Annotated in this window: 18 protein-coding genes; 10 read left to right on the forward strand and 8 right to left on the reverse strand. The window is 41.8% G+C overall.

Annotated features, from left to right (window positions below; genetic code table 11):
* Positions 1 to 65: 65 nt before the first annotated feature.
* The 3 genes from DP117_RS14595 (at position 66) to DP117_RS14605 (ending at position 2,720) form a co-directional block, all read left to right on the forward strand.
* On the forward strand, positions 66 to 1,394 hold the full coding sequence (locus DP117_RS14595) for a Na+/H+ antiporter NhaC family protein (RefSeq protein ID WP_169219021.1): 1,329 nt from the start codon (positions 66 to 68) through the stop codon (positions 1,392 to 1,394).
* Positions 1,395 to 1,425: 31 nt separating this feature from the next.
* Positions 1,426 to 1,929 carry a GNAT family N-acetyltransferase gene (locus DP117_RS14600; RefSeq protein WP_169219022.1) on the forward strand — a complete coding sequence of 168 codons (504 nt, stop codon included), beginning with the start codon at positions 1,426 to 1,428 and terminating at the stop codon, positions 1,927 to 1,929.
* A gap of 200 nt (positions 1,930 to 2,129) precedes the next feature.
* Positions 2,130 to 2,720, forward strand: coding sequence for an HD domain-containing protein (locus DP117_RS14605; protein ID WP_169219023.1), 591 nt, complete (start codon positions 2,130 to 2,132; stop codon positions 2,718 to 2,720).
* Positions 2,721 to 2,791: 71 nt separating this feature from the next.
* Here DP117_RS14605 and asnS read toward each other — a convergent pair whose 3' ends face one another.
* Both asnS and DP117_RS14615 read right to left on the reverse strand, forming a co-directional pair.
* Positions 2,792 to 4,183, reverse strand: a complete 1,392-nt coding sequence (gene asnS, locus DP117_RS14610; protein ID WP_169219024.1) for an asparagine--tRNA ligase — start codon at positions 4,181 to 4,183, stop codon at positions 2,792 to 2,794.
* Position 4,184: 1 nt separating this feature from the next.
* Positions 4,185 to 4,550, reverse strand: a complete 366-nt coding sequence (locus tag DP117_RS14615; protein ID WP_169219038.1) for a hypothetical protein — start codon at positions 4,548 to 4,550, stop codon at positions 4,185 to 4,187.
* Between the two features lie 139 nt (positions 4,551 to 4,689).
* Between DP117_RS14615 and DP117_RS14620 the strand changes: the two genes are divergently transcribed.
* Positions 4,690 to 4,974, forward strand: a complete 285-nt coding sequence (locus DP117_RS14620; protein ID WP_169219025.1) for a DUF6439 family protein — start codon at positions 4,690 to 4,692, stop codon at positions 4,972 to 4,974.
* A 161-nt stretch (positions 4,975 to 5,135) separates the two neighbouring features.
* Here the strand turns inward: DP117_RS14620 and DP117_RS14625 are convergent, their stop codons facing one another.
* A complete protein-coding gene (locus DP117_RS14625) occupies positions 5,136 to 5,591 on the reverse strand; it encodes an anti-sigma regulatory factor (RefSeq protein ID WP_169219026.1) in 456 nt (151 codons plus the stop codon).
* 405 nt (positions 5,592 to 5,996) lie between these two features.
* A complete protein-coding gene (gene rlmD / locus DP117_RS14630; RefSeq protein ID WP_169219027.1) occupies positions 5,997 to 7,382 on the reverse strand; it encodes a 23S rRNA (uracil(1939)-C(5))-methyltransferase RlmD in 1,386 nt (461 codons plus the stop codon).
* A 253-nt stretch (positions 7,383 to 7,635) separates the two neighbouring features.
* On the opposite strand from rlmD, the gene apcD reads away from it, so the two are divergent.
* The 3 genes from apcD to purF all read left to right on the forward strand — a co-directional run bounded on the left by apcD (position 7,636) and on the right by purF (position 13,808).
* Positions 7,636 to 8,121 (forward strand): allophycocyanin subunit alpha-B, encoded by a 486-nt coding sequence (gene apcD, locus DP117_RS14635; RefSeq protein ID WP_169219028.1) that lies wholly within the window; start codon positions 7,636 to 7,638, stop codon positions 8,119 to 8,121.
* 1,656 nt (positions 8,122 to 9,777) lie between these two features.
* Entirely contained in the window at positions 9,778 to 12,141 is a 2,364-nt protein-coding gene (purL, locus tag DP117_RS14640) for a phosphoribosylformylglycinamidine synthase subunit PurL (RefSeq protein WP_169219029.1), read from the forward strand.
* A gap of 167 nt (positions 12,142 to 12,308) precedes the next feature.
* Positions 12,309 to 13,808: an amidophosphoribosyltransferase gene (gene purF, locus DP117_RS14645; protein WP_169219030.1), complete on the forward strand. Its 1,500-nt coding sequence runs from the start codon at positions 12,309 to 12,311 to the stop codon at positions 13,806 to 13,808.
* Between the two features lie 80 nt (positions 13,809 to 13,888).
* Here purF and DP117_RS14650 read toward each other — a convergent pair whose 3' ends face one another.
* From DP117_RS14650 to DP117_RS14660, 3 genes are all read right to left on the reverse strand, one after another.
* Positions 13,889 to 14,170, reverse strand: a complete 282-nt coding sequence (locus DP117_RS14650; protein WP_169219039.1) for a hypothetical protein — start codon at positions 14,168 to 14,170, stop codon at positions 13,889 to 13,891.
* A gap of 84 nt (positions 14,171 to 14,254) precedes the next feature.
* Positions 14,255 to 15,301, reverse strand: coding sequence for an ABC transporter permease (locus tag DP117_RS14655; RefSeq protein ID WP_169219031.1), 1,047 nt, complete (start codon positions 15,299 to 15,301; stop codon positions 14,255 to 14,257).
* Positions 15,302 to 15,367: 66 nt separating this feature from the next.
* Entirely contained in the window at positions 15,368 to 15,886 is a 519-nt protein-coding gene (locus DP117_RS14660; protein ID WP_169219032.1) for an adenine phosphoribosyltransferase, read from the reverse strand.
* Between the two features lie 388 nt (positions 15,887 to 16,274).
* On the opposite strand from DP117_RS14660, the gene DP117_RS14665 reads away from it, so the two are divergent.
* A complete protein-coding gene (locus DP117_RS14665) occupies positions 16,275 to 16,901 on the forward strand; it encodes a DUF3038 domain-containing protein (RefSeq protein ID WP_169219040.1) in 627 nt (208 codons plus the stop codon).
* A complete protein-coding gene (locus DP117_RS14670) occupies positions 16,898 to 18,367 on the forward strand; it encodes a DUF4335 domain-containing protein (protein ID WP_169219033.1) in 1,470 nt (489 codons plus the stop codon). Before DP117_RS14665 ends, DP117_RS14670 begins: the two co-directional genes overlap by 4 nt.
* A 97-nt stretch (positions 18,368 to 18,464) precedes the next feature.
* Here DP117_RS14670 and DP117_RS14675 read toward each other — a convergent pair whose 3' ends face one another.
* Complete coding sequence (locus DP117_RS14675) at positions 18,465 to 20,735, reverse strand: transglycosylase domain-containing protein (RefSeq protein ID WP_169219034.1); 2,271 nt, start codon at positions 20,733 to 20,735, stop codon at positions 18,465 to 18,467.
* A gap of 463 nt (positions 20,736 to 21,198) precedes the next feature.
* On the opposite strand from DP117_RS14675, the gene DP117_RS14680 reads away from it, so the two are divergent.
* Positions 21,199 to 21,864 carry a hypothetical protein gene (locus DP117_RS14680; RefSeq protein WP_169219035.1) on the forward strand — a complete coding sequence of 222 codons (666 nt, stop codon included), beginning with the start codon at positions 21,199 to 21,201 and terminating at the stop codon, positions 21,862 to 21,864.
* The last annotated feature ends 145 nt before the right edge of the window (positions 21,865 to 22,009 follow it).

Below are 22,009 nucleotides of genomic sequence, written 5' to 3' on the forward strand. Positions count from 1 at the left end.
TTTTGTAATTTTGTAATGACTAAACTGTTTACTGTTGGAGAAAAGAGAATTGAATTATCAAGAAGATGAACTCATTCTTGCCTCTAGTTTTTTGCTTTGTTATCTTGCTGTGTAGTGTTATCAAAGGTTACTTTGTTGCCTATCCACTTTTCCTTTCTCTGGTTATACTCCTTGTGACATTTTCTTACCAAGGCTTTCCAGTCAAATCTTTAATTAAAATGGCTTTTGCTAGTACTAAAAAAGCTTTTCCAGTCATCAAAATCCTCTTATTAATTGGAGCAGTGACAGCCGTGTGGATGGCAGCAGGAACAATTCCGGCTTTGGTTTACTATGGAACACAATTAATAAATCCTCAATATTTTATACTTTCAGCCTTTGTCCTCTCCTGTTTGATTTCTATACTCTTAGGAACTTCCTTTGGTACAGTCAGTACTGTAGGAGTTTCCCTGATGATTATGGCAAGAGAGGGAAATATTAATCCTCATTTAGCTGCCGGGGCAATTATTGCGGGAGCCTATTTTGGAGATAGGTGTTCTCCTATGTCTTCTAGTGCGTATCTTGTTGCTAGTATTACCAATACTAAGCTACATCAAAACCTAAGAGCTATGATATCAACTGCTTGGTTGCCTTTAATAGCTTCTAGCTTGATTTATTTCATCTTTTCAATCAGCAATCCTGTTGAAATTATAAATAGTGATTTAATTTCCGAAATACCTAAATTATTTCATATTAACCCACTTGTGTTACTTCCAGCTTTTGCTGTTATAGTACTTTGTATTTTCAAAGTAGAAGTGAAATTAACATTACTAGCTAGTCTTGTAATTGGATTCTTTGTAGGGATATGTTTCCAAGGATATTCTTGGTTGAAAATGGTAAATTTTGCTTGGCTTGGTTTCAACTTAGAACCAAGAATGAACTTGAGTGAAGTTCTGACAGGAGGAGGTATCTTTTCGATGCTTAGAGTTTCACTAGTCGTCATTTTCTCGACTTCTCTATCAGGAATAATCGTCGGAACAAAGACATTCGCAAGTGTGGAGAATCTTCTCAAAAGAGCTTCTTCTAGGAGTCGTTTATTTTTCGGAACCACTACAGTTGGGTTAGCATCAGCCGCTTTTGGTTGCACTCAAACGCTAGCAATTCTCATGACTCACCAGCTTGTAAAAGAAAAGTATAAGCAAGAGCGCTTAGACAATTATGAATTAGCAACTGATATCGAAAATACAGCTGTTGTACTCTCACCTCTCATTCCTTGGAATATTGCTGGATTAGTACCTGCAACTTTATTGATGACTGATTCGGGATTTATTCCTTATGCCGCTTATTTATATCTAATTCCAGTTTTTAATTGGATTCAATTTAAGTTAACAGAATCCAAAATGCAAGATGATTTTTAAAAACTTTACTTTTGGATTAAGAATTGATATTATGCACAACCAACAGTTTTTAATTCGAGACGCTAACGTAAGTGATGTTTCTACTATAATGGAACTCATTAAGCTGAAAGCTGAGTTTGATGGTTGTCTTGACTTTGTAGAGGCGACACCGAAGAAACTAGAAGATACTTTATTTTGTGAAAATCCACTTGCTTTTGTTTTGTTGGCTGAGATTGATAAAAATCCAATTGGATTTGCCACATATCACCAGATTTACTCAACCTTTCTTGCTCAACCTGGAATCTGGCTAGATGATTTATATATCAAAGCTGAATATCGAAAGCATGGAATTGGTGAAGCGTTGATAAAACATTTATGTGAAATGACTCAGAAAATAGGAGGTGGAAGAATAGATTGGATAGTTGCTACTCATAATGCTCCCGCAATACAGTTTTACGAGAAAATGGGCGCACAAATTATCCAACGAGTCAGATTATGTCGTTTGGATAAGGAGGCGATCTGCCGAAAGCAGCAGCGTTTGCGCAGCGCCCCCTAAGGGGCTAGCTATCGCTCGCCATGTATATCTGTAGAAGTACCTTGATTCACATCTTGTACTTTCGTATGAACTAAAATTCCGGCTGAAAGCTTAAGCCCATAAGGTCTAAAATAAAAATATTAGCAGCAAACGTGATCAATATATCTTGTAACTCACAGCCATAATTTGTTCTTTGTGATTCCAAGAGTCAATTTAGAATTATGCATACAAAAGCACCTTTACCTCTTACTCTTTTAAACGGCAAAGAAACCTTACCTATTATCGAAGCTTATTTTGAATTCAATCATCTGAAACATCTCTATCGTCAGGGTTGGCTAAGGCATGGTATAGAACAAAAGTATTGTGAAAGTGTTGCTGAACATTCATTTTGTGTTGCACTCTTAGCTTTATTTTTGGCTGATGAATATCATATTGAGTTAGATAAAGCTAAAGTCATTCGTATGGCTTTAATACATGATTTGGGAGAAATATATGCTGGGGATTTTACTCCACAAGATATCATAGAACGAAGCCATAAATATCAGCTAGAAAAGCAATCTATTTTTCAAGTACTGAGTAAACTTCCTAATGGTTCAGAATGGATTGCTTTATGGGAAGAATATGACAAGGGAGAATCTGCTGAATCCCAGTTTGTTCACCAAGTAGATCGATTAGAATTGGCTTTACAAGCCAGCGTATACGAACATCTTGAACTCGCCAATTTATCAGTATTTTTTGAGTCTGCGAATCAGGCTTTGTCGGCAGATAAACTAAAATTTATCACAAAAGCGCTAGAAAACTTAAGGAAGTAAAATTCATACAACTATTAATACTCAAGTAAAAAGAAACCCGATTTTCTCAAAAACCGGGTTTTTAAAAACAGTTAAAACTCCGCACATTCCGGTGTACGTGGAAACGGAATCACATCTCTGATATTTCCCATCCCCGTCATAAATTGCACGAGTCGTTCAAAACCCAACCCAAAACCAGCATGGGGAACAGTTCCAAAGCGTCGCAAATCGAGATACCACCACAAATCTTCTGGTTTCATTCCTTGAGCAAGTATACGACGTTCGAGAACATCTAAACGTTCTTCTCTTTGAGAACCGCCAATAATCTCACCAATTTTTGGTGCAAGAATATCCATCGCAGAAACGGTTTTTTCGTCTTCATCTAAACGCATGTAAAAAGCTTTGATGTGCGCTGGATAATTGGTAACGATAACGGGCTTCTTGAAAAGTTGTTCACAAAGATAGCGTTCGTGTTCAGATTGTAAATCCAAACCCCAGTTGACAGGATATTCAAACTTAACATCAGCTTTTTCTAGGAGTTTGACAGCTTCTGTGTAAGTGATGCGCTCAAATTCATTATTAATAATGTTGTCTGCCGTTGCCAATACAGTATTATCAATACGCTGATTGAAAAATTCCATGTCTTCTGGGCAAGTTTCCATGACATATTTGAAAATATGTTTGAGAAACGCCTCGGCTAAATCCATATCTCCCTTCAAGTCACAGAAAGCCATCTCTGGTTCCACCATCCAAAATTCTGCTAAGTGGCGAGAAGTGTTAGAATTTTCTGCACGGAAAGTAGGACCAAAAGTGTAGACATTACTAAACGCCATCGCCATGACTTCGGCTTCGAGTTGACCACTGACTGTTAGATATGTGGGTTTACTAAAAAAGTCTTTACTATAGTCTACAGCTTTGGTTTCTGTGCGGGGAACATCTTTGAGATCCAAACTAGTTACACTAAAAAGTTCACCTGCACCTTCGCAATCATTGGCGGTGATGATGGGAGTATGTATCCACAAAAAACCGCGTTCTTGGAAGAATTGATGAATGGCGGTAGCGCAGGCGTTTCTGACTCGAAAAACTGCACCAAAGGAATTGGTGCGCGATCGCAAATGTCCAATAGTTCGCAAAAACTCAAAGGAATGGCGTTTCTTTTGCAGCGGATATGTTTCGGGATCAGCTTCGCCAAAAACTTTTACCTTGTCTGCTTTCAACTCAATCCGCTGTCCTTTTCCAACAGAAGCCACCAGTACTCCAGCCACTTCTACAGAAGCACCAGTATTGAGCTTTTTTAAAATATCATCATAGTTTAGCAAATCCTGATTGAGTATCACTTGCAAACTAGCCAAGGATGAGCCATCATTAACTTCTATAAAAGAAAATTCTTTTAACTCTCGTTTCGTGCGAACCCAGCCTTGAACGACTAAAAACTCATCAGGTTGACCACTTCGCAATGTTTCTGCAATCCTTAGATTTACCATATCATCCAGCAACAGACTTTAATAACCAGCCTATGATAACGCCCAATCCACCAAAGCGGACGGCTTGCCAAAAAGGTTCTTTAAAACTACCCCAAGAAAACAACTGACTTTCTAAGTTGAGTTCCAGCAGTTCCAGTTGTTGTTGAATTTGCTTTAACTCGGCTTTCACATTTGGTAATTCACTGTGATGCAGTTGTTTAAGACGTTGTTGTAATTTTCTTTGACTTGCTCTATCTGCTTGTACTTGATTGTAGCGTTCCTTCAAAGTAGCAAGCGCATCCTCCACTTTCAAGAGTTCTTGTTTAAATTCTTGATGTTGATTTTCTTCATGAAATGGGGGCCCAGATGCTTTTTTAAGCGGCTTCATGTACAAATTAGTAAACTTAAGGTAAGACACGATTCTGCCAATAATCTTACCTTTCGTTTTGGTAGCCAATGGTAAAGATACCAAAACATTTTCTTGTGATCATTCAAAAGACTCTTACTCAGCACTTATGACTGACATCATGTCGAAATCAACCCATCTGGATAAAGCTAGTCAACTGAATCAGTTTAGTACCTTGGAACTAGCCCAAGCTTTGATGGAGAAACTGAGCATTTCTCCTAATGATTGGCATCGTCTCAAGTCTAACCGCAATGTTCGCGCGAGTGAACAAGCAGCTGCTGCTCTTGTGTTTCTCTTAAAAGATGAACCACAAGAAGCATTACCCAGACTCCAGCAAGCAACTGGTTGGTTGGATCGCTCTATTTCCGCCCCACCTTGTCCGACTCACGGCGAGCACAAAAAGTAATGGAGAAACAGACAACCAGGAAGTTTTTTCCATTGTTGCTTTTCCATCAGCCTCTGACTTGAGAGAGTGATAACGCACACTTTTCACCCTATCAAAAGCCAAAGATTGTACCTATAACGGAGGGTTGGGAATATTTCCCTAACCTCCTGTGCATTTTTTTGTCACCGTCGTAGGGCTAATCGGTTTCGATTTTCTATTTGTTTACACAGCCTTAACTCTGTGCCTTTACTGTTCCACTGAACTTGATCGAAAATTTGATGAAGAATACACATACCACGACCATTTTCTGATTCATCAGGTGGTAAATATTCTGTGGGATCGATATCTATATCGCTAGTAGAGCATGGTACAAAGCCACTACCTTGATCTGATATAATCCACCAATACTGATTATCAATTAAAGAAAAACGAACCACAACCCTTTTACCAGGATCTAGATTGTTACCATGTTTAGCTGCATTTACTAAAGCTTCTTGAAGCCCTAGCCGCAGTTCTGCTTGTAGTTTGCCCGGAATTTCTGCCAATAGCAAATCTAGTATCGGACAGAGGTACAAAGTTGAGGCAAAACTGATTGTGCCCCAGTTACGCCCTGTAGGACGAAGCGAAATAGTAATCACAATAGAAACCCCGTAGCTTTCAGAGTTAGCTAGACATCAGTTTGCTTCACAGGCACCCTGATAGAATTTGAGGTGGTCGTGTTGCCTTCAAACTTTCGTCTTCACAACTAAATTTTGAAAATGCTAGGGAGCATTAACTCTCCTTTCTGGCACAAAGCCGCTTACAGAAAAAATAGCTTTTCTGCAATTTTTTAAATAGTAAGCAACTAAATATGCTTCAGACAAAAGAGTATTAACATACCCTTTTAAATACCGATTTGCACTTTAGACAACTCAGTTGATATTTTTTTGGAGAGTTTTTGCAACGTCAATCTCTTTACACAAAAGGAATCATATATTTATCTTAGTTCCATTCTAGCATTGTTACTATGCATTGGACTACAAATTTTTCTTGAAGTTAAGTTGTCAATGAATAGCTTTATTAAAGTTTGATAGGACAAGAAATGCGGCAGCTTCCACATGAGCAGTTTGTGGAAAGAAATCAGCAGGTTGTACTCGTGTGAGACTATATACCCCGTTTTGACAAAGTAATTTGAGGTCACGAGCAAGGGTAGCAACTTTACAGCTGACATAAACAATACGCGGGGGTTTATATTTGAGCAAAGTTTCAATCACAGTACAATCGCATCCCTTACGAGGGGGATCAAGCAAAACAATGTCTGGCGAAACTTTAATCTCGGGAAGTAATTTTTCTACTGCGCCTGTCTCAAAAGATACATTAAAAATCTGGTTGTGCTTCGCATTTAAGATTGCTTGTTCAACTGCCTCGGGTTGCAATTCTAACCCCATTGCTTTGTTAACTTGTTTGGCAAGTGGTAATGTCAACGTTCCGATACCACAATAAGTATCAAGTAACACCTCCGAACCTTGTAAATTGAGTTCTGACTGAATGACCTGCAATAATGCTTCTGCCGTCTCCGTATGTACTTGGAAAAATGTATCTGGTCGTACCTGAAAATCTAGTCCAGCAAATTTTTCTCGTAGGTAAGCAAGCCCGGCAATACAACGAGTGTCTCGTCCGAAAATGGCGTTTGTACGGTCTGGGTTACGGTTTAAACAAACACCCACAAGCTGAGGATAGCGCTTTAACCACTCCTGCGCTTGGTCTTGAATTCCTGGTAAATTCCAGTCCTTGACGACTAAAGTTAGTAATATCTCCCCTGTACGGCGACCAATGCGTAAACTTAGATGACGAATCAGACCTGTGTGGCGTTGTTCGTTGTAAACTTGCCAACGCCGCTTTTGAATATCTTGTTTAACCTCCAACAGCAGAGGATTTAATCTTGGATCTTGCACGGGACATTGATTCAAGTTAATCAATTGGTGGCTACCTTTTTGGTAGTAACCAGCTTGAACTCCAAGAGTGTCAGATAATCCCACAGGATAAGTCGCTTTGTTACGATAGCCCAAAGATTCGGGAGTCGAAAGTACTGGATCTACTGGTGGTTGCACGAAACCGCCAATACGTTCCAAAGCTTGGATAACTTGATTTCGCTTTGCTGTTAACTGGTACTCATAATCAATATGCTGCCATTGACAACCACCACATTTATCAGCCACGATGCAGCTAGCTCGGACGCGGTGGGGCGATGGTTTGAGAAGTTGTTTGAGTTTAGCGTGAGCGTAGTTCGGTTTAACGTGCATTAGACGGACAACAGCGCGATCGCCTGGAACAGTATCTGGTACAAAGACCACTCTTTCTTGCCAACGGCCTACACCATCACCTGCATCATTCAAATCCAGAATCTCAACTTCAATTAACTCACCCTGTTTCCAATTTTGTTTAGTCATTAGTCATTAGTCAAGAATTTGCTGTCTTCTTGTCCTCTAATCACATTATTCCCTTGTCGATGGAACAGACGGTTGTACGCATCGAGAGTTTTGGGGTTCTGTACGGAAGACTCAGGACTCTAGTAAGGGAACCTCCGCACTATAAGTGTCCTCGCCTTGTCTTCCATCCCTGATCTCCTCAATTCTCTTCACTTGTGTCCTCAAGACTCGTTAAACTAACAAATAATAATTAATTCATGTCATTGCAATAATCATGAGTGTAGTAAGCCAAGTTATTCTCAAAGCCGACGACGAACTGCGTTATCCCAGCAGTGGCGAACTCAAAAATATCAAAGACTATTTGCAAACCGGCGAGCAACGGATACGGATTGTCACAACCCTAGCCGAAAAGGAAAAAAAGATAGTTCAAGAAGCTACTAAACAGCTTTGGCAGAAGCGTCCCGACTTTATATCACCTGGAGGCAATGCGTACGGAGAACGTCAACGTGCTTTATGTATCCGTGATTATGGTTGGTACCTGCGCCTAATTACTTACGGTATACTTGCTGGTGACAAAGAACCAATAGAAAAAATTGGTTTAATTGGCGTCAGGGAAATGTACAACTCGCTCGGCGTTCCTGTACCTGGAATGGTTGAAGCAATCAACTGTCTGAAAAAAGCCTCCCTTGACTTACTGAATGCAGAAGACGCCGCCGAAGCAGCTCCCTACTTTGATTACATCATTCAAGCGATGTCTTAATACAAAGTAGTTAAGTGAGATTTTTTTGACTGGATTTGCAGACTGCTAAAAAGAACCCAGGTAAAGAACACTCAACGTCAATAATATCTATATACTGATCATAACCTCCCCACACTGGATAGTGGCTTCGGCAAATTTGTGTCAAGTTACTAGCTGGTTGTGGGGAAATTTTATTTGAGATTCAAGAGTCATTTGTCGTTATTTTTCTTTTTCTATTTTCTCTGATATACAAAAAGCCGGCAGTCTTGCTGTGAAGGCTGTCGGCATTCAGTGTGTTCCCTATTAATGACTCGGCTAGAGTTCAGTTGTGAATATCTTCTCAATTTACTCCTATGAAAAACAGGATCTTAATCATGAGTACCAGTGATTTCCATCACAAAATAATTTCTACCAGACTGTATCGACACACAAACAAGTAGAATTTCATATCTCTACAATTGAGTTAACCAGCTCCACACTATCAAATTTCAAAATGTCATCAACAATACAAATATTAGTCTTGTGTCTGTAAACATTAACGTATTTTACGTATATTATGGAAAATGCATAAGTTCATCTACTCAGTAGTCAGTAAGGACACTTGCTCTTGATACATCCTTGGGTTATGTTATTCGACCCGAAAACTAAGTTTTGGAAAGCAATAACGTGATAATTATATTTACCAGTATCTTGTTTAGTTATCAGGCAAAAATAAACAGACCAGTTATCAAAGTGGAACAATGCTGGTAAATGCCGTTACTCCCGAAACACAACAAAATTACCTATCTTTATCCTTGACCGTTTTAGCACGACACCAGTCGCCAAAAACGGGGGTAACCTTCTTTTCAAAGCAGCGTGTCCGTAGGGCATAGTTCTGAGCCTCGCTTCTTTGAGAAGCGATCGCGCTTTGGAGAAAACCTCCGCAACAGATAACAAGCAAGGCGCGGGCTCATTTCTTTACTTCCCCTTCGCTTTGCGAGAGAGCTACTGATCACCGAGAGCAGGCTTGGTAGTTTATTAATAGGTAGAATCTACCCTAGACGAACGCAAGGGCGGCGTACGAGGGTGACAGGAGTAATGACTAATGACTATTACATGAGTAACAATTCATCTCTCCCTGGGAATAATAGTCTTTTCCGTCGTTTTTAATAAATTTTAGAGGAAACTTCAGACAGAATGATTCCTCTAATACCTTTGTAAAATTCCTTTTGTGAAAAGAGCAGACTAAGCCACAAATTCAATCAATCGGGTACGTGGAACAATTGTGTTGACTAGTAGTGATGACACTACAAAAAGAAAATTTTTAACTAGTGCAAGTATAATAGCTCACTACAAAGTAGATGACTTTAACAGTTTACGACTTGTTTCATCATCACTTTAGATAGGTGTATTGTATATAGCAAAACTTATTAATCATACTTGACTTAGTTAATATTTATCCTATGAAAGGATTTCGATTATTCAAATAGTGAAAACACTTATTTGTTTTTGAGAAACTTAAACTCTAGATAAAAAATTACGTATTTATACAGTTGCTCTGCAACCTCCACCATCAGCTGTGATAGACTAAAGATAGTAGCTAATCCAATTCGCCACCTTCTCCCAAATCGTCGTCATACATCAACAGCAGATAAAAAGCTTTAGAATAATGCTCTGTCCCCTTGATGCATTATTACCATGACCGCCATTTCCTCTGCTCCTTTTTCTCCTGAAGAAATCGCTGCTGAAGGTTTGAAGCTAGAAGAATATGAAGAAATCGTGAAGCGTCTGGGGCGTCATCCCAATAAAGCAGAACTGGGAATGTTTGGGGTGATGTGGTCAGAACACTGCTGTTACAAAAATTCTCGTCCGTTACTCAAACAATTTCCCACTACAGGACCTCGTATTCTTGTTGGACCTGGTGAAAATGCTGGCGTTGTAGATTTGGACAATGGTCTGCGACTTGCATTTAAGATTGAATCACACAATCACCCCTCAGCAGTTGAACCTTTTCAAGGAGCTGCAACAGGAGTCGGAGGCATCTTAAGAGATATCTTTACAATGGGCGCACGTCCTATAGCCGTGTTAAACTCTCTGCGCTTTGGTTCTTTAGAAGATGCGAAAACCAAAAGACTTTTTAGTGGAGTGGTTGCTGGTATTTCCCATTATGGCAATTGTGTAGGTGTTCCCACTGTCGGTGGTGAAGTTTACTTTGATCCCGCTTACTCCGGTAACCCTTTGGTGAATGTGATGGCGCTGGGATTGATGGAAACCTCAGAAATCGTCAAATCTGGTGCGTCTGGCATCGGTAACCCTGTGCTTTACGTTGGTTCTACTACCGGACGTGATGGTATGGGAGGCGCAAGTTTTGCCAGTGCAGAACTAAGTGATGAATCTATGGATGATCGTCCTGCAGTACAAGTGGGCGATCCCTTTTTGGAGAAGTCCTTAATTGAAGCTTGCTTGGAGGCGTTTAAGACAGGTGCAGTTGTCGCAGCACAGGATATGGGCGCTGCTGGAATTACCTGTTCTACCTCAGAAATGGCTGCAAAAGGCGGTGTGGGTATTGAATTCGATTTAGACAAAATTCCTGTACGGGAAGCAGGAATGGTTCCTTATGAATATCTGCTTTCCGAATCTCAAGAACGGATGTTGTTTGTTGCACATAAGGGACGCGAACAAGAGTTAATTGACATTTTTCACCGTTGGGGACTGCATGCAGTTGTTGCAGGTTGTGTCATTGATCAACCCATCGTGCGGATTTTATTCCAGGGTGAAGTTGCTGCAGAGATTCCAGCAACGGCGCTGGCAGAAAATACGCCACTGTATCACCGGGAATTGTTGACGGAACTACCAGAATATGTGCAAAAAGCTTGGGAATGGACTCCTGATTCTCTACCTGTGTGTACATCTGCTGGGATTGAAATTCAAGGAAGCTTGCAAAGTTGGAATGACATTTTGTTGACTTTACTCAATACTCCTACGATTGCATCAAAACGTTGGGTATATCGTCAGTATGACCATCAAGTGCAGAATAACACCGTGATGCTACCAGGTGGTGCAGATGCCTCTGTGATTCGCTTGCGTCCACAACAAGAGGACAAGGAGAAAGTTCACAATATCCAAAGCGGTGTTGCGGCTACTGTTGATTGCAATCCTCGTTATGTTTATCTTGATCCCTATGAAGGAGCGAAAGCAGTCGTAGTCGAAGCAGCACGTAATCTTAGTTGTGTAGGTGCAGAACCTCTGGCAGTTACGGATAATCTCAATTTTGGCAGTCCAGAAAAACCTATTGGTTACTGGCAATTAGCAGAAGCTTGTCGCGGTTTAGCTGAAGGTTGCCGAGAAATGGCAACCCCGGTGACTGGTGGAAATGTCTCTCTCTACAACGAAACTTTAGATTCTCAAGGCAATCCACAAGCAATCTATCCTACCCCTGTTGTGGGTATGATTGGCTTGATTCCTGAGTTAACTAAGATTTGTGGTCAAGCTTGGCAAACGAATGGTGATATAATTTACCTGTTGGGTAAACTTTCTTCTTGTTCTACGTTAGGGGGTTCGGAATATTTAGCCACTATCCACAATACTGTTGCCGGAAAACCACCACGAGTTGATTTTGAATTAGAACGCCAAGTCCAACAAGTGTGTCGCGAAGGAATTTGTCAGGGCTGGATACGTTCGGCTCATGATTGTGCAGAAGGTGGAGTGGCTGTTACTCTGGCAGAATGTTGTATTGCCGGTAAACTTGGTGCTGACATCCTGTTAGAACAACCAGCACACAACAGCCAACGTTGGGATGAAGTTCTTTTTGGTGAAGGTGGCGCACGAATTGTAGTCTCTGTTGCAACAGAACAACAAAAAACTTGGGAAGCTTTTTTAACAGAACAATTGGGTGATTGTTGGCAAAAACTAGGTCAGGTTGGAAATTACGAAATGGGTTTGCGGGTTTTAACAACTGACAATCAAACCTTAGTCAAAGCTAGCATTGAAGAAATGAGCGATCGCTACCTAAATGCGATTGAAAGGCGTTTGACCATCTCTCATACAACTCCCAATTCATAGAGACAACTCATAGACAAAACTCTCTCACCCAGAATACTGGCATTCCTAAGCATAATTGCGATACTGTTTTAATGGATGGTTAAGAAATTTTTAATTTTTCAAATTTCTGCAACTATCATTAGACATATTTCTTGTGAGTTGACACCCTCATCAGGAGCACAGCCATAATGAATTCCCAACATGCCGACTCTTTGGATGACTATCCTCAATTGCCCCCAAACTCAGTCAATGACCATGAAAACCGTCCAGACAAGCCAGAAGAAGCTTGCGGTGTTTTTGGCATCTACGCACCAGGAGAAGACGTTGCTAAACTGACATACTTTGGATTGTATGCCCTCCAGCACCGGGGTCAAGAATCGGCTGGTATTGCCACTTTTGAAGGTACACAAGTCAACTTACACAAAGACATGGGGTTGGTGTCCCAAGTTTTTAATGAATCAATCTTGCAAAATTTGCCTGGAACTGTAGCTGTTGGTCACACTCGTTATTCAACCACGGGTTCTAGCCGCAAAGTGAATGCTCAACCTGCTGTTGTCGATACCCGCTTGGGTTCTGTTGCATTAGCACATAATGGTAATTTAGTCAATACAGTGCCGCTACGAGAAGAATTGCTGAAAAACAACTGCAACTTAGTTAGCACCACTGACTCAGAAATGATTGCTTTTGCCATTGCTGAAGAAATCAACGCTGGTGCAGATTGGCTAGAGGGCTGTATTCAGGCTTTTCACCGCTGCCAAGGAGCCTTTAGCTTAGTCATTGGTACATCAAAGGGTATTATGGGTGTTCGTGACCCTAATGGCATTCGTCCGCTTGTCATTGGCACTTTGGGCGAGAATCCGGTTCGTTATGTTCTCTCCTCTGAAACTTGTGGTTTAGACATCATTGGTGCTGAATATCTACGAGATGTAGAACCAGGTGAGCTAGTTTGGATTACTGAAGAGGGTTTAGCTTCCTTTCAATGGAGTCAAAAACCCCAGAGGAAGCTGTGCATTTTTGAGATGATTTACTTTGCCCGTCCTGACAGCGTGATGCATAACGAAAGTCTGTACAGCTATCGGATGCGTATAGGGCGGCGACTCGCGAAAGAATCTCTTGTTGATGCTGATTTGGTGATTGGTGTCCCTGATTCTGGAATTCCTGCTGCTATCGGGTATTCTCAAGCCTCTGGCATTCCCTATGCTGAAGGATTGATTAAGAATCGCTACGTAGGGCGTACTTTTATTCAACCAACACAGAGTATGAGAGAGTCGGGTATCCGCATGAAACTTAACCCTCTCAAAGATGTGTTATTTGGTAAACGAGTCATCATTGTGGATGACTCGATTGTGAGGGGAACGACAAGCCGCAAGTTAGTTAAAACCTTGCGTGAAGCCGGTGCGGTGGAAGTGCATATGCGAATTTCCTCTCCACCAGTGACTCATCCCTGCTTTTATGGTATAGATACCGATACCCAAGACCAACTGATTGCTGCAACTACGTCAGTAGAAGATATTGCCAAGCAATTAGAAGTAGATAGCCTCGCTTATCTCAGTTGGGAAGGAATGCTAGAGTCAACACGAGAAGATCCAGAAAGCTTCTGTTCTGCTTGCTTCACAGGAGATTATCCAGTTCTTGTTCCTGAACAAGTCAAGCGTTCTAAGTTGATGTTGGAGAAAGTCTCTGTTTAGGAATTTTAAATTTTAGATTTTGACTTTTGAATTGAATGGACCTCGTTACAAAATAGCAATGAGGTCTATATCTTTAATCCTTAAGTATGCTGCAAAAATTCAATTTTTGGTAATAATGGCTCAGAAACAATACCCACGCCATTAAAACCCCAGCGTTTGAGCAAACCTCCTACTTGAGAACCAGGAACAGATTCTACAGCAAAGCGGTTTGCCACCTCAGCAGCATGAGTGTTGAGATAGCTTAGAGCATCAAAATGTTCGCGAAACAACAACAGATAACCATTAGTTTTGGGGTTAGCAAGAGCTGCAAGATAACGGCCGTCAGCTTTTGACCGTACTAGATAATAAACTTCGGAAAACATAGCCATTAGTCATTAGTTTGGTACAAATGACAAATGACAAAGGATAGTCGATATGAGTGTACCATCCTTTGCATTTAAAACAAGTTAATTCAGATTTTCTAAGCGAATGCGAGGATCAGTCGCCTTGAGTAACAAGTCCGCTATTAAATTACCAACACTAAGCAACACAGCGCTCATAACCAAGCTTGCCATCACCAAATATAAGTCTTGAGCTTGCACCGCTTGTAAAGTTAATCTTCCTAAACCAGGCCAGTTAAAGAAATATTCAGCAATAAACGCGCCACTTAATAAACTTGCTAACTCAAAACCTAATAAAGTAATCAAAGGATTTATTGCATTGCGCAGAGCATGAACATAGATAACGCGGTTCTCTGACAATCCTTTAGCACGAGCTGTTTGGATATAATCTTGACGCAGCACATCCAATAACTCACCACGAGTGATACGCTGTAACCCAGCGAAGCTTGTGATACTTAAAGCAATGGTTGGTAAAATCATATGCCAGCTAATATCGAGAAATCTACCAAACCAGTTGAGTTCGGTGTGATTAATGCTGGTCATATCACCCACTGGAAAAATGGGCGAAGCGTTTTGGGCAAAAATCAGCAGCAATAAAGCCGTGATGAAACTGGGAAACCCTTGTCCAGCATAGCTAATCACCTGCAAAATCCGGTCTGCCCACTGATTTTGCTTCACAGCTGCGACTATACCCAAAGGGATGGCGATCGCCCACGTTACAATCAAAGAAGATACAGCCAACAGCAAAGTCGCAGGTACCCGTTCCCACAACAGTGACGCCACTGACCGCTGGTAAACAAAGCTTGTACCAAAATCCCCTTGTGTGACAATTCGCATGAGCCAACGTCCAAATTGCTCTGGCCAAGATTTATCCAGACCAAATTGTCGTCTGAGTTCCTCAATTCTTTCTGGGGAAATCTTTGGATTTTGCCGTAGCGTATCTACATAATCCCCTGGAGCAAGTTGAATAATGAAAAACGACAAAGCCGACGCTAAAAACAAAGTCAATAGCGCCTGCAATAGCCGCTTCATGACGTAAATAAAACTCTCGCTCGTGACTAACTTCAAAAGCCAATCACGACCTGCATCCAAGGAAATTCGTGTAGTAGTCATTAATCAAGAGTCATGAGTCAAGAGTTGTTAGTCAAGAGTCATTTGCTGTGGACAAAGGACCATTGACTAGTATTCTACAAGCGTAACGATGGGCACATCTGGCAGATGTTTTCGTCCATGTAAATCCTGTAGCTCGATGATAAACCCAAAACCCTCAAGTTTGCAGCCAATCTTTTGGACTAATTTTGCTGTTGCTGCTGCAGTTCCACCGGTTGCGATCAAATCGTCTACAATCAAAACTCGGCTAAGCGGATGCAAAGCGTCTTGGTGGATTTCTAGGCAGTCAGTACCGTACTCCAGTGCGTACTCAATTGAGTGAACTGCTGCTGGTAACTTACCAGGTTTACGGACAGGAACAAAACCAGCCCCTAATTGATAAGCAAGTGGTGCGCCAACAATAAAGCCCCGTGATTCTATTCCCACCACGTATTCTGGACTTAGTCCAGTATCTTTTACCTTTTGCGCAAACAGGTCAATCGCGTAGCGCAGTCCATCTGGATCGCGCAGCAGCGTGGTGATATCGCGAAATAGAATTCCTGGCTTAGGAAAATCTGGAATATCACGAATAAGAGACTTCAAATCCATAAAATAGAGAAAAAGTTTTAGTTCAGCAGTACAAGCGACAACCACTATCACCCGATTGTAAAATCTCGGTTAAACAGGAGGCACATACCGGAAAAATCGTACACTAAAATGTCATACGCTTGGTATAACACCTCAATAAACATTATCCATTGACGATTATTAGAATCTACACCAAGCTAGGGATGTCATGATGTTAACAATTCAGGCAAGAGAATTTAAGCTTTGGAAATTTTGATGAAAAGTCGTGCGGAAACCTTTGTGTCAAAAGAGTAAGTAATGTATATATCAGGCAGACATGCCAATCATGTTATCAGTCTTACTTTTTGACTCGTTGTCTATTTTAAATTAGTTTTACTAAGGCAAGTTGCAGCCGCTAATGGTATCTATAATGAATGTCTCTGCTAGTATCACGCCAATCAACAGTCCAACCCCCCAGTCTGTGCCGATGATTCTGGATTCTTTACCTGAACCGGCGGTTGAGGGACAGGGATGTCCCCGTAGAGCTCGGTTGCAAATAGATCTGATTTTACTGGCAATTGAAGCGTTAGAGCTCAATGGCTCTTCAGCAATTTTGACATTTGCTGAAGAGTTGGATTTAAGAGGGATTGTAAAAAACCGAGTCAACTTATGGCGAATGCGTAGCACTAACCCGATGCGACGTGCGCATATCCGCCGCCCTCTATCTATCATGGAAGCAAAAGCCTTGGTAGTTATTGCTAGCTACATTGCGCGGCGGCTAACAGTTGTCATTCGTCAGTTGCTCGTGATACATCAACAAATGGTTGAAAAACAGCTTCCACTAGAACAGAATTTACGTCTATCTAACTACCTAGAGCGCTTTAAAATCCACTTTAAGAGCCGGATGAATCTTCGACGTTCTGGTGTATTAGCATTACATACCGAGGAAAAATTAGATGAGCTAGCTATAAATTTGTTGGGACAATTATTATTTTGTACTGGTACGGCTGGAATGCAGCGGTTCTGGATTAGTCTTTTTGACGGTGAAGTGGAATGAATATTCAACGTAAGTATAGTTTACCTAATTGCACACTCCTGTTGGAGGGTTTAAGTGATGCCTCAAGAGCAACACATTTTCAGGAACTGCGCCCAGAATTATCTATATTGGTAAATGCAGAATGCTACATCTCTGGCTACACGAAACCATTAACCGGAGGGCGAGAATTTTTTGAAAGTTTGGTTAGGGCAGTCAGTGCATATGCTCAAGAATTTTTGAGTAGTGTGCCACACTCCCAAGCGCATAACTCTGAGTCAGAGTTAGTACAGTTTCAGAAAATCGACAGTAATCAACATAGACTCATGGTGCATTCAGACAGTGGAGCACATGTAGTAGAGTCTTACTCAAACAACGGAATGCAGCTGATACAAATCGATTTGAACACGGTACAGTTGTTCGATTTGGTAGAAGCAATAGACCAATTTTTTGCAGATAGCCGAACCTTACCAGAATTAACACTACAACTACAACCAGTTGCTAGACGTCATGGTGGTGTCAGTCAAGCTTTGATTAAGCAGGCTGTACCAGCTAGTGTGGGAGTGACGAGTTTGGCAGTAGCTGCGGTTGCTTTTACGCTGATTCCAGCGCCGGAAACTCGTCCGCCACAACCTAAGACACAGGAAGATGCTAGTAAGACTAACAGTATCAACAATCCTGCAACAGCATCACTCACCCCCACGCCTACTCCTAATGAATTAACAGGTGCAAGTCCTACATTGACACCCACGCTAAATCCAACTACTGCAGCGACATCGACACCTGGTACCCCGCCGACTGTTAACGATTTAGAAGCACTTTTAAATACATCCCAAGAAATTACAGATGCATCCCAACTGCGTGCATTAAATCGCCAGTTATATAACCAAATTAATCCAAAGTGGGTTGAGCGCTCAAAACTAAGTCAGGATTTGGTTTTTCGCGTGGGAGTCGCGAAGGATGGTGCTATTGTTGGATATAAAGCAGTTAATAAGCAAGCAAATGATGCTGTAGAGAAAACTCCCTTAGCAAGCTTACTTTACAATCCAGCAAATCGTGCGACGAATGAAGCGCTCGGTCAATTTAGAGTTGTCTTTACGAGAAAAGGAGCGCTTGAAGTTAGCCCTTGGCGAGGATATACCCAAACACCAGATGTTATCGGTACAAAAATTACAGATCCGAATGCAGTTAAGGATTTGAACCAAAAGCTTTACAATAATATTCGCCAAAATTGGAGTACGACTCCCACCTTTGTACGAGATTTGAAATACCGGGTGGCGGTTAATAAAGAAGGCGTTATTGCTGACTACGAACCACTCAACCAAGCAGCCGTTGACTATTTTCGCTTAACACCTCTTCCTAAGATGTTTCAAGAGATCTACGGTTCAAACTTTGCTCCTCCAAATAACAAAGAAGCTCTTGCACACTTTCAAGTCGTATTTAAGCCTGGCGGAGCTCTGGAGATTGTTCCTTGGTATGGATATCGTTAAAGGGCGGCAAAAGGCAAAAGTAAAAAGGCAAAAGACTTCCTTTGTTTTTACCTTTTTACTTTTCACCAGAGGCGGAGTGTAGGCGTGGCTCCGCTTTTTATTTTGCAATTTTACCCATGTAATTTCCCCACAATTGAGCAGCTTGAGCACTACTGCCAGATGTGGGGGCATTATTGTCGTTTCCCAACCAAATACCAGTCACCAGCCGCCGATTGGGAATAAAGCCAATAAACCACAAGTCAACGTTTTTATCTGTTGTACCTGTTTTCCCTCCTTCTCCTTGTCCAATAGCAGCACTGCGTCCGGTACCATTTGTGACTACGCCCCGCAGAAGACGAGTCATTGTATTCGCAATGTTAATTGACAACACTGATTTGTTGGCATTTGGATCATCTTGGTCATAGGAATACATGACACGGCAAGTTTTCGGATCGTTCTGATCGCGACAATCGCTGCTATCTAGAATTCGGCTAATTGCATGGGGGCGATTCCACACACCGCCATTACTAATAGCGCCAAATGCACCAGTCATTTCCATAACACTTACCACACTTTGACCCAGCACTAAGCCAGGAACTGGATCTAACTCTGATTTAACACCTAATCGATGCGCCATTGCTACGACTTTATCGAGCCCAATTTCTTGAGCAAGTCTCAATGCAATGGGGTTTTCAGATAATGCTAACCCTGTGGCAATATCCAAACTACCTGCGCTAGTACGACATGGTTTATAGGTAAAGCCTCGCCAACGAAAAGGGGAGCAGGAATAAGATCTCCCAGGTGACATCCCTTGCTCAATAGCAGCTGTGTAAGCAAAGACTTTGAAGGTGGAACCTGGTTGTCTTTTTGCTTGAACTGCACGATTAAATTGGCTTGATTTATAATCTGTGCCTCCTACCATTGCCAGGATAGCTCCATTGCTAGAATCAAGGGTAACCATCGCTCCTTGGGAAAAACCAAAAGATGACCCAGCGTTGCTGACATGATTACGCAATGCTGTTTCTGCTTGTTTTTGAATTGCTGGATCAAGTTGAGTTTCTATAATAAAGTTACCTTCTGTTGCCAGTTCTTTTCCCAGAATGGCTTCTAGTTCTTGAAAGACGTAACTATAAAAATAAGGAGCAGTTGTTTTTGCCTGTCGTTCACAGACTTTGGAGCTAATTTCGATGGGCGATCGCCTAGATCGGTTATACTGCTCTTGTTTGATTTTGCCCATCTCTAGCATTCGTTTGAGAACCCGATTGCGGTACTCAATGGTTGTCAGCTTATTCTGGCTATCTCCACAAAAATCAAAGCCGTTAGGAGCAGGTAAAATTGCGACTAATGTTGCTGCTTCTGACAGAGTTAACTCTTTTGCTGACTTGTCGAAATAATATCGAGCTGCATCCTCAAAACCAGAGGTATCTGCTCCTAAGAAAACCCGATTTAAATAAATCAGTAAGATTTCATTTTTACTGTAATATGTTTCTAATTTCAGAGAGACTATTGCTTCTCTAACTTTACGCCCAAGGGAATCTTGCCTGCCGACATAATCGCGGAACAAACTCCTCGCAACTTGCTGAGTGACTGTACTTGCTCCTTGCTGGATATCACCACTCTGGCTATTTATGAACACGGCTCGCAAAATTCCCAGCGGATCAACTCCAAAATGCCAGTAATAACGGCTATCTTCAGAAGCAACGATTGCCGCTGGCAAGTAAGGACCAAAGTCCTGCAACCGCTTCAGATCTATATGAGAAGTCGTCCGAGGTTCGCGTAACTTGGTGACTCCATCACGAGCGTAAACAACCACTGGTGCGCGTGTTGGTCCAGGTAAGGGTCTGACAGAAAATTTCAGCGATTCGACACCAATCACGAGAGCCATAAGGCTGGTTACTCCACCAACTCCGTAAGCTGTCCAAGTTGCTGCTCTGACATACCAAGGGGGTGGTGAGACGTATTGCAGTCTCACTGAGGCGGCAAGTTCTGGAGGTCCGAGCGTGAGAATATCGCCGTGGCGTAACTCTAAAGAATTGACCCGACGTTTACCTCGATAAATGCCATTTGTAGAGTTTTCATCTTTAATGATGAACACAGATTCTCTGTGAGCAGAATCCCGTGAAATAGACAGGTGAATTTGGCTGACAACTGGGTTACGGACAACAATATCGCAGGATTTGGAACTGCGACCTAGCATGTAGCGATCGCCTAACAGCGGATACACTTCCGCCTTATCCGCCCCCGCATCCTGCACCCAAAGTTCTGGTACCTTGGCATTTGGTTTGAGCGCCAGTTTTGAGAAATCGACTCTTGCTTGAATTGTTTGTACTGCTTGAGTTATTTGACCAAGCAAAGTTTGTGGCTTTTGAGGCGGTTGGGGGGAACTCATCGGCTATTCACACCACGTTTATTGGTAAAGAATCGGGCGCACTGCAATCTCGATGCTTGTATTCACCATTGTACTCATACGACTATGAAGACGTTGAATTGAAGACGTTGGCTGCACAGAATTGTTCCCGATTTTATTGGACACTTCAAAAATATATTTAATAACTCAACTTATATTGTTAATTTTGTCACATCTATAAATGTTGCCAAGAATTTTCCTTCTTGCCTTGTCATGATTATTTTGTCTACTTTTCCTCTATTGACGAAATATGAGGTTAAAAATTTTGCTGTTAATTTTTCTATCAGCTACTATTTTAGAAAGTCAGCAAATAAATTTCACCCGTTTTAACATAAAAACACCATTGAAAGCAAAAATACATATCTTCATTTAGGAAGATTTTTTAAAGGTCATGTTCTGGTTTAATGAGCGGAAGTACTCCGTTGAGGTGTTGAGGTAAAATAAAATGAACGGAAAATATTTGACCTTTATCGCTACAGCTCTGACTTTAGCTTTAACTAGTAACGTAGCTGTTGCTGAGTCAACTAAATTCCTAATCGGTCAATCTAGCAGTGGACAATCCTCTAGCTCATCTGGGGAAATCAAACTCTCACCAAGAGTAAATAAGGAAAAGTTCTGCAAGGATTACCCTCTCAACTCCCGGTGCCAAGGAGGCTCAGCATCTACACCAAGTCCTTCCGGCAGCACAGAAACACAAAAGCAACCTTCTGATAGTAGCGCTCCTGGCGGTACAGCGACACCAGGTACTGCTCCTGCGGATCCTGGCACCACAGGTGTTCCTGGCGGCACGAATGAAGTCGCCCCGCCTCCTACAGGCAATCCTAGCGTCCCAAGTGGAGAAACTCAAACAACTCCACCAAGTGGTACAGGCGACATTCCTACAACTCCTCCTGGTGGGACAACAGGTGCTCCTGACAGCAGCACCCCTGATGGCACAGCTGTACCAGGCACAGCACCCGCAGATCCTGGCACTACAGGCGTTCCCGGCGGCACAACTGAAATCGCCCCGCCTCCTACAGGTAACCCTACTACCCCTGATAGCACCACCACTCCCTCTGGAGCTCCAAGCTCTGATACGCAAAAAGAACCCACAGATGGAACCAAGAAGTAGTTTCTACTCTTAAAAAGTTGTGCGCCTTAGACGAAAAGTCTAGGGTTAAAAGAAAAGTCCGTGTAGACGGACTTTTCTTTTAACTTTTTCGCGCCGCTTCATTTTTCATAGACAAAAATGGACAACCACTAACAATGTCTACTCG

Origin of the sequence: Brasilonema sp. UFV-L1, assembly GCF_012912105.1 — a bacterium.
Classification (GTDB): domain Bacteria; phylum Cyanobacteriota; class Cyanobacteriia; order Cyanobacteriales; family Nostocaceae; genus Brasilonema.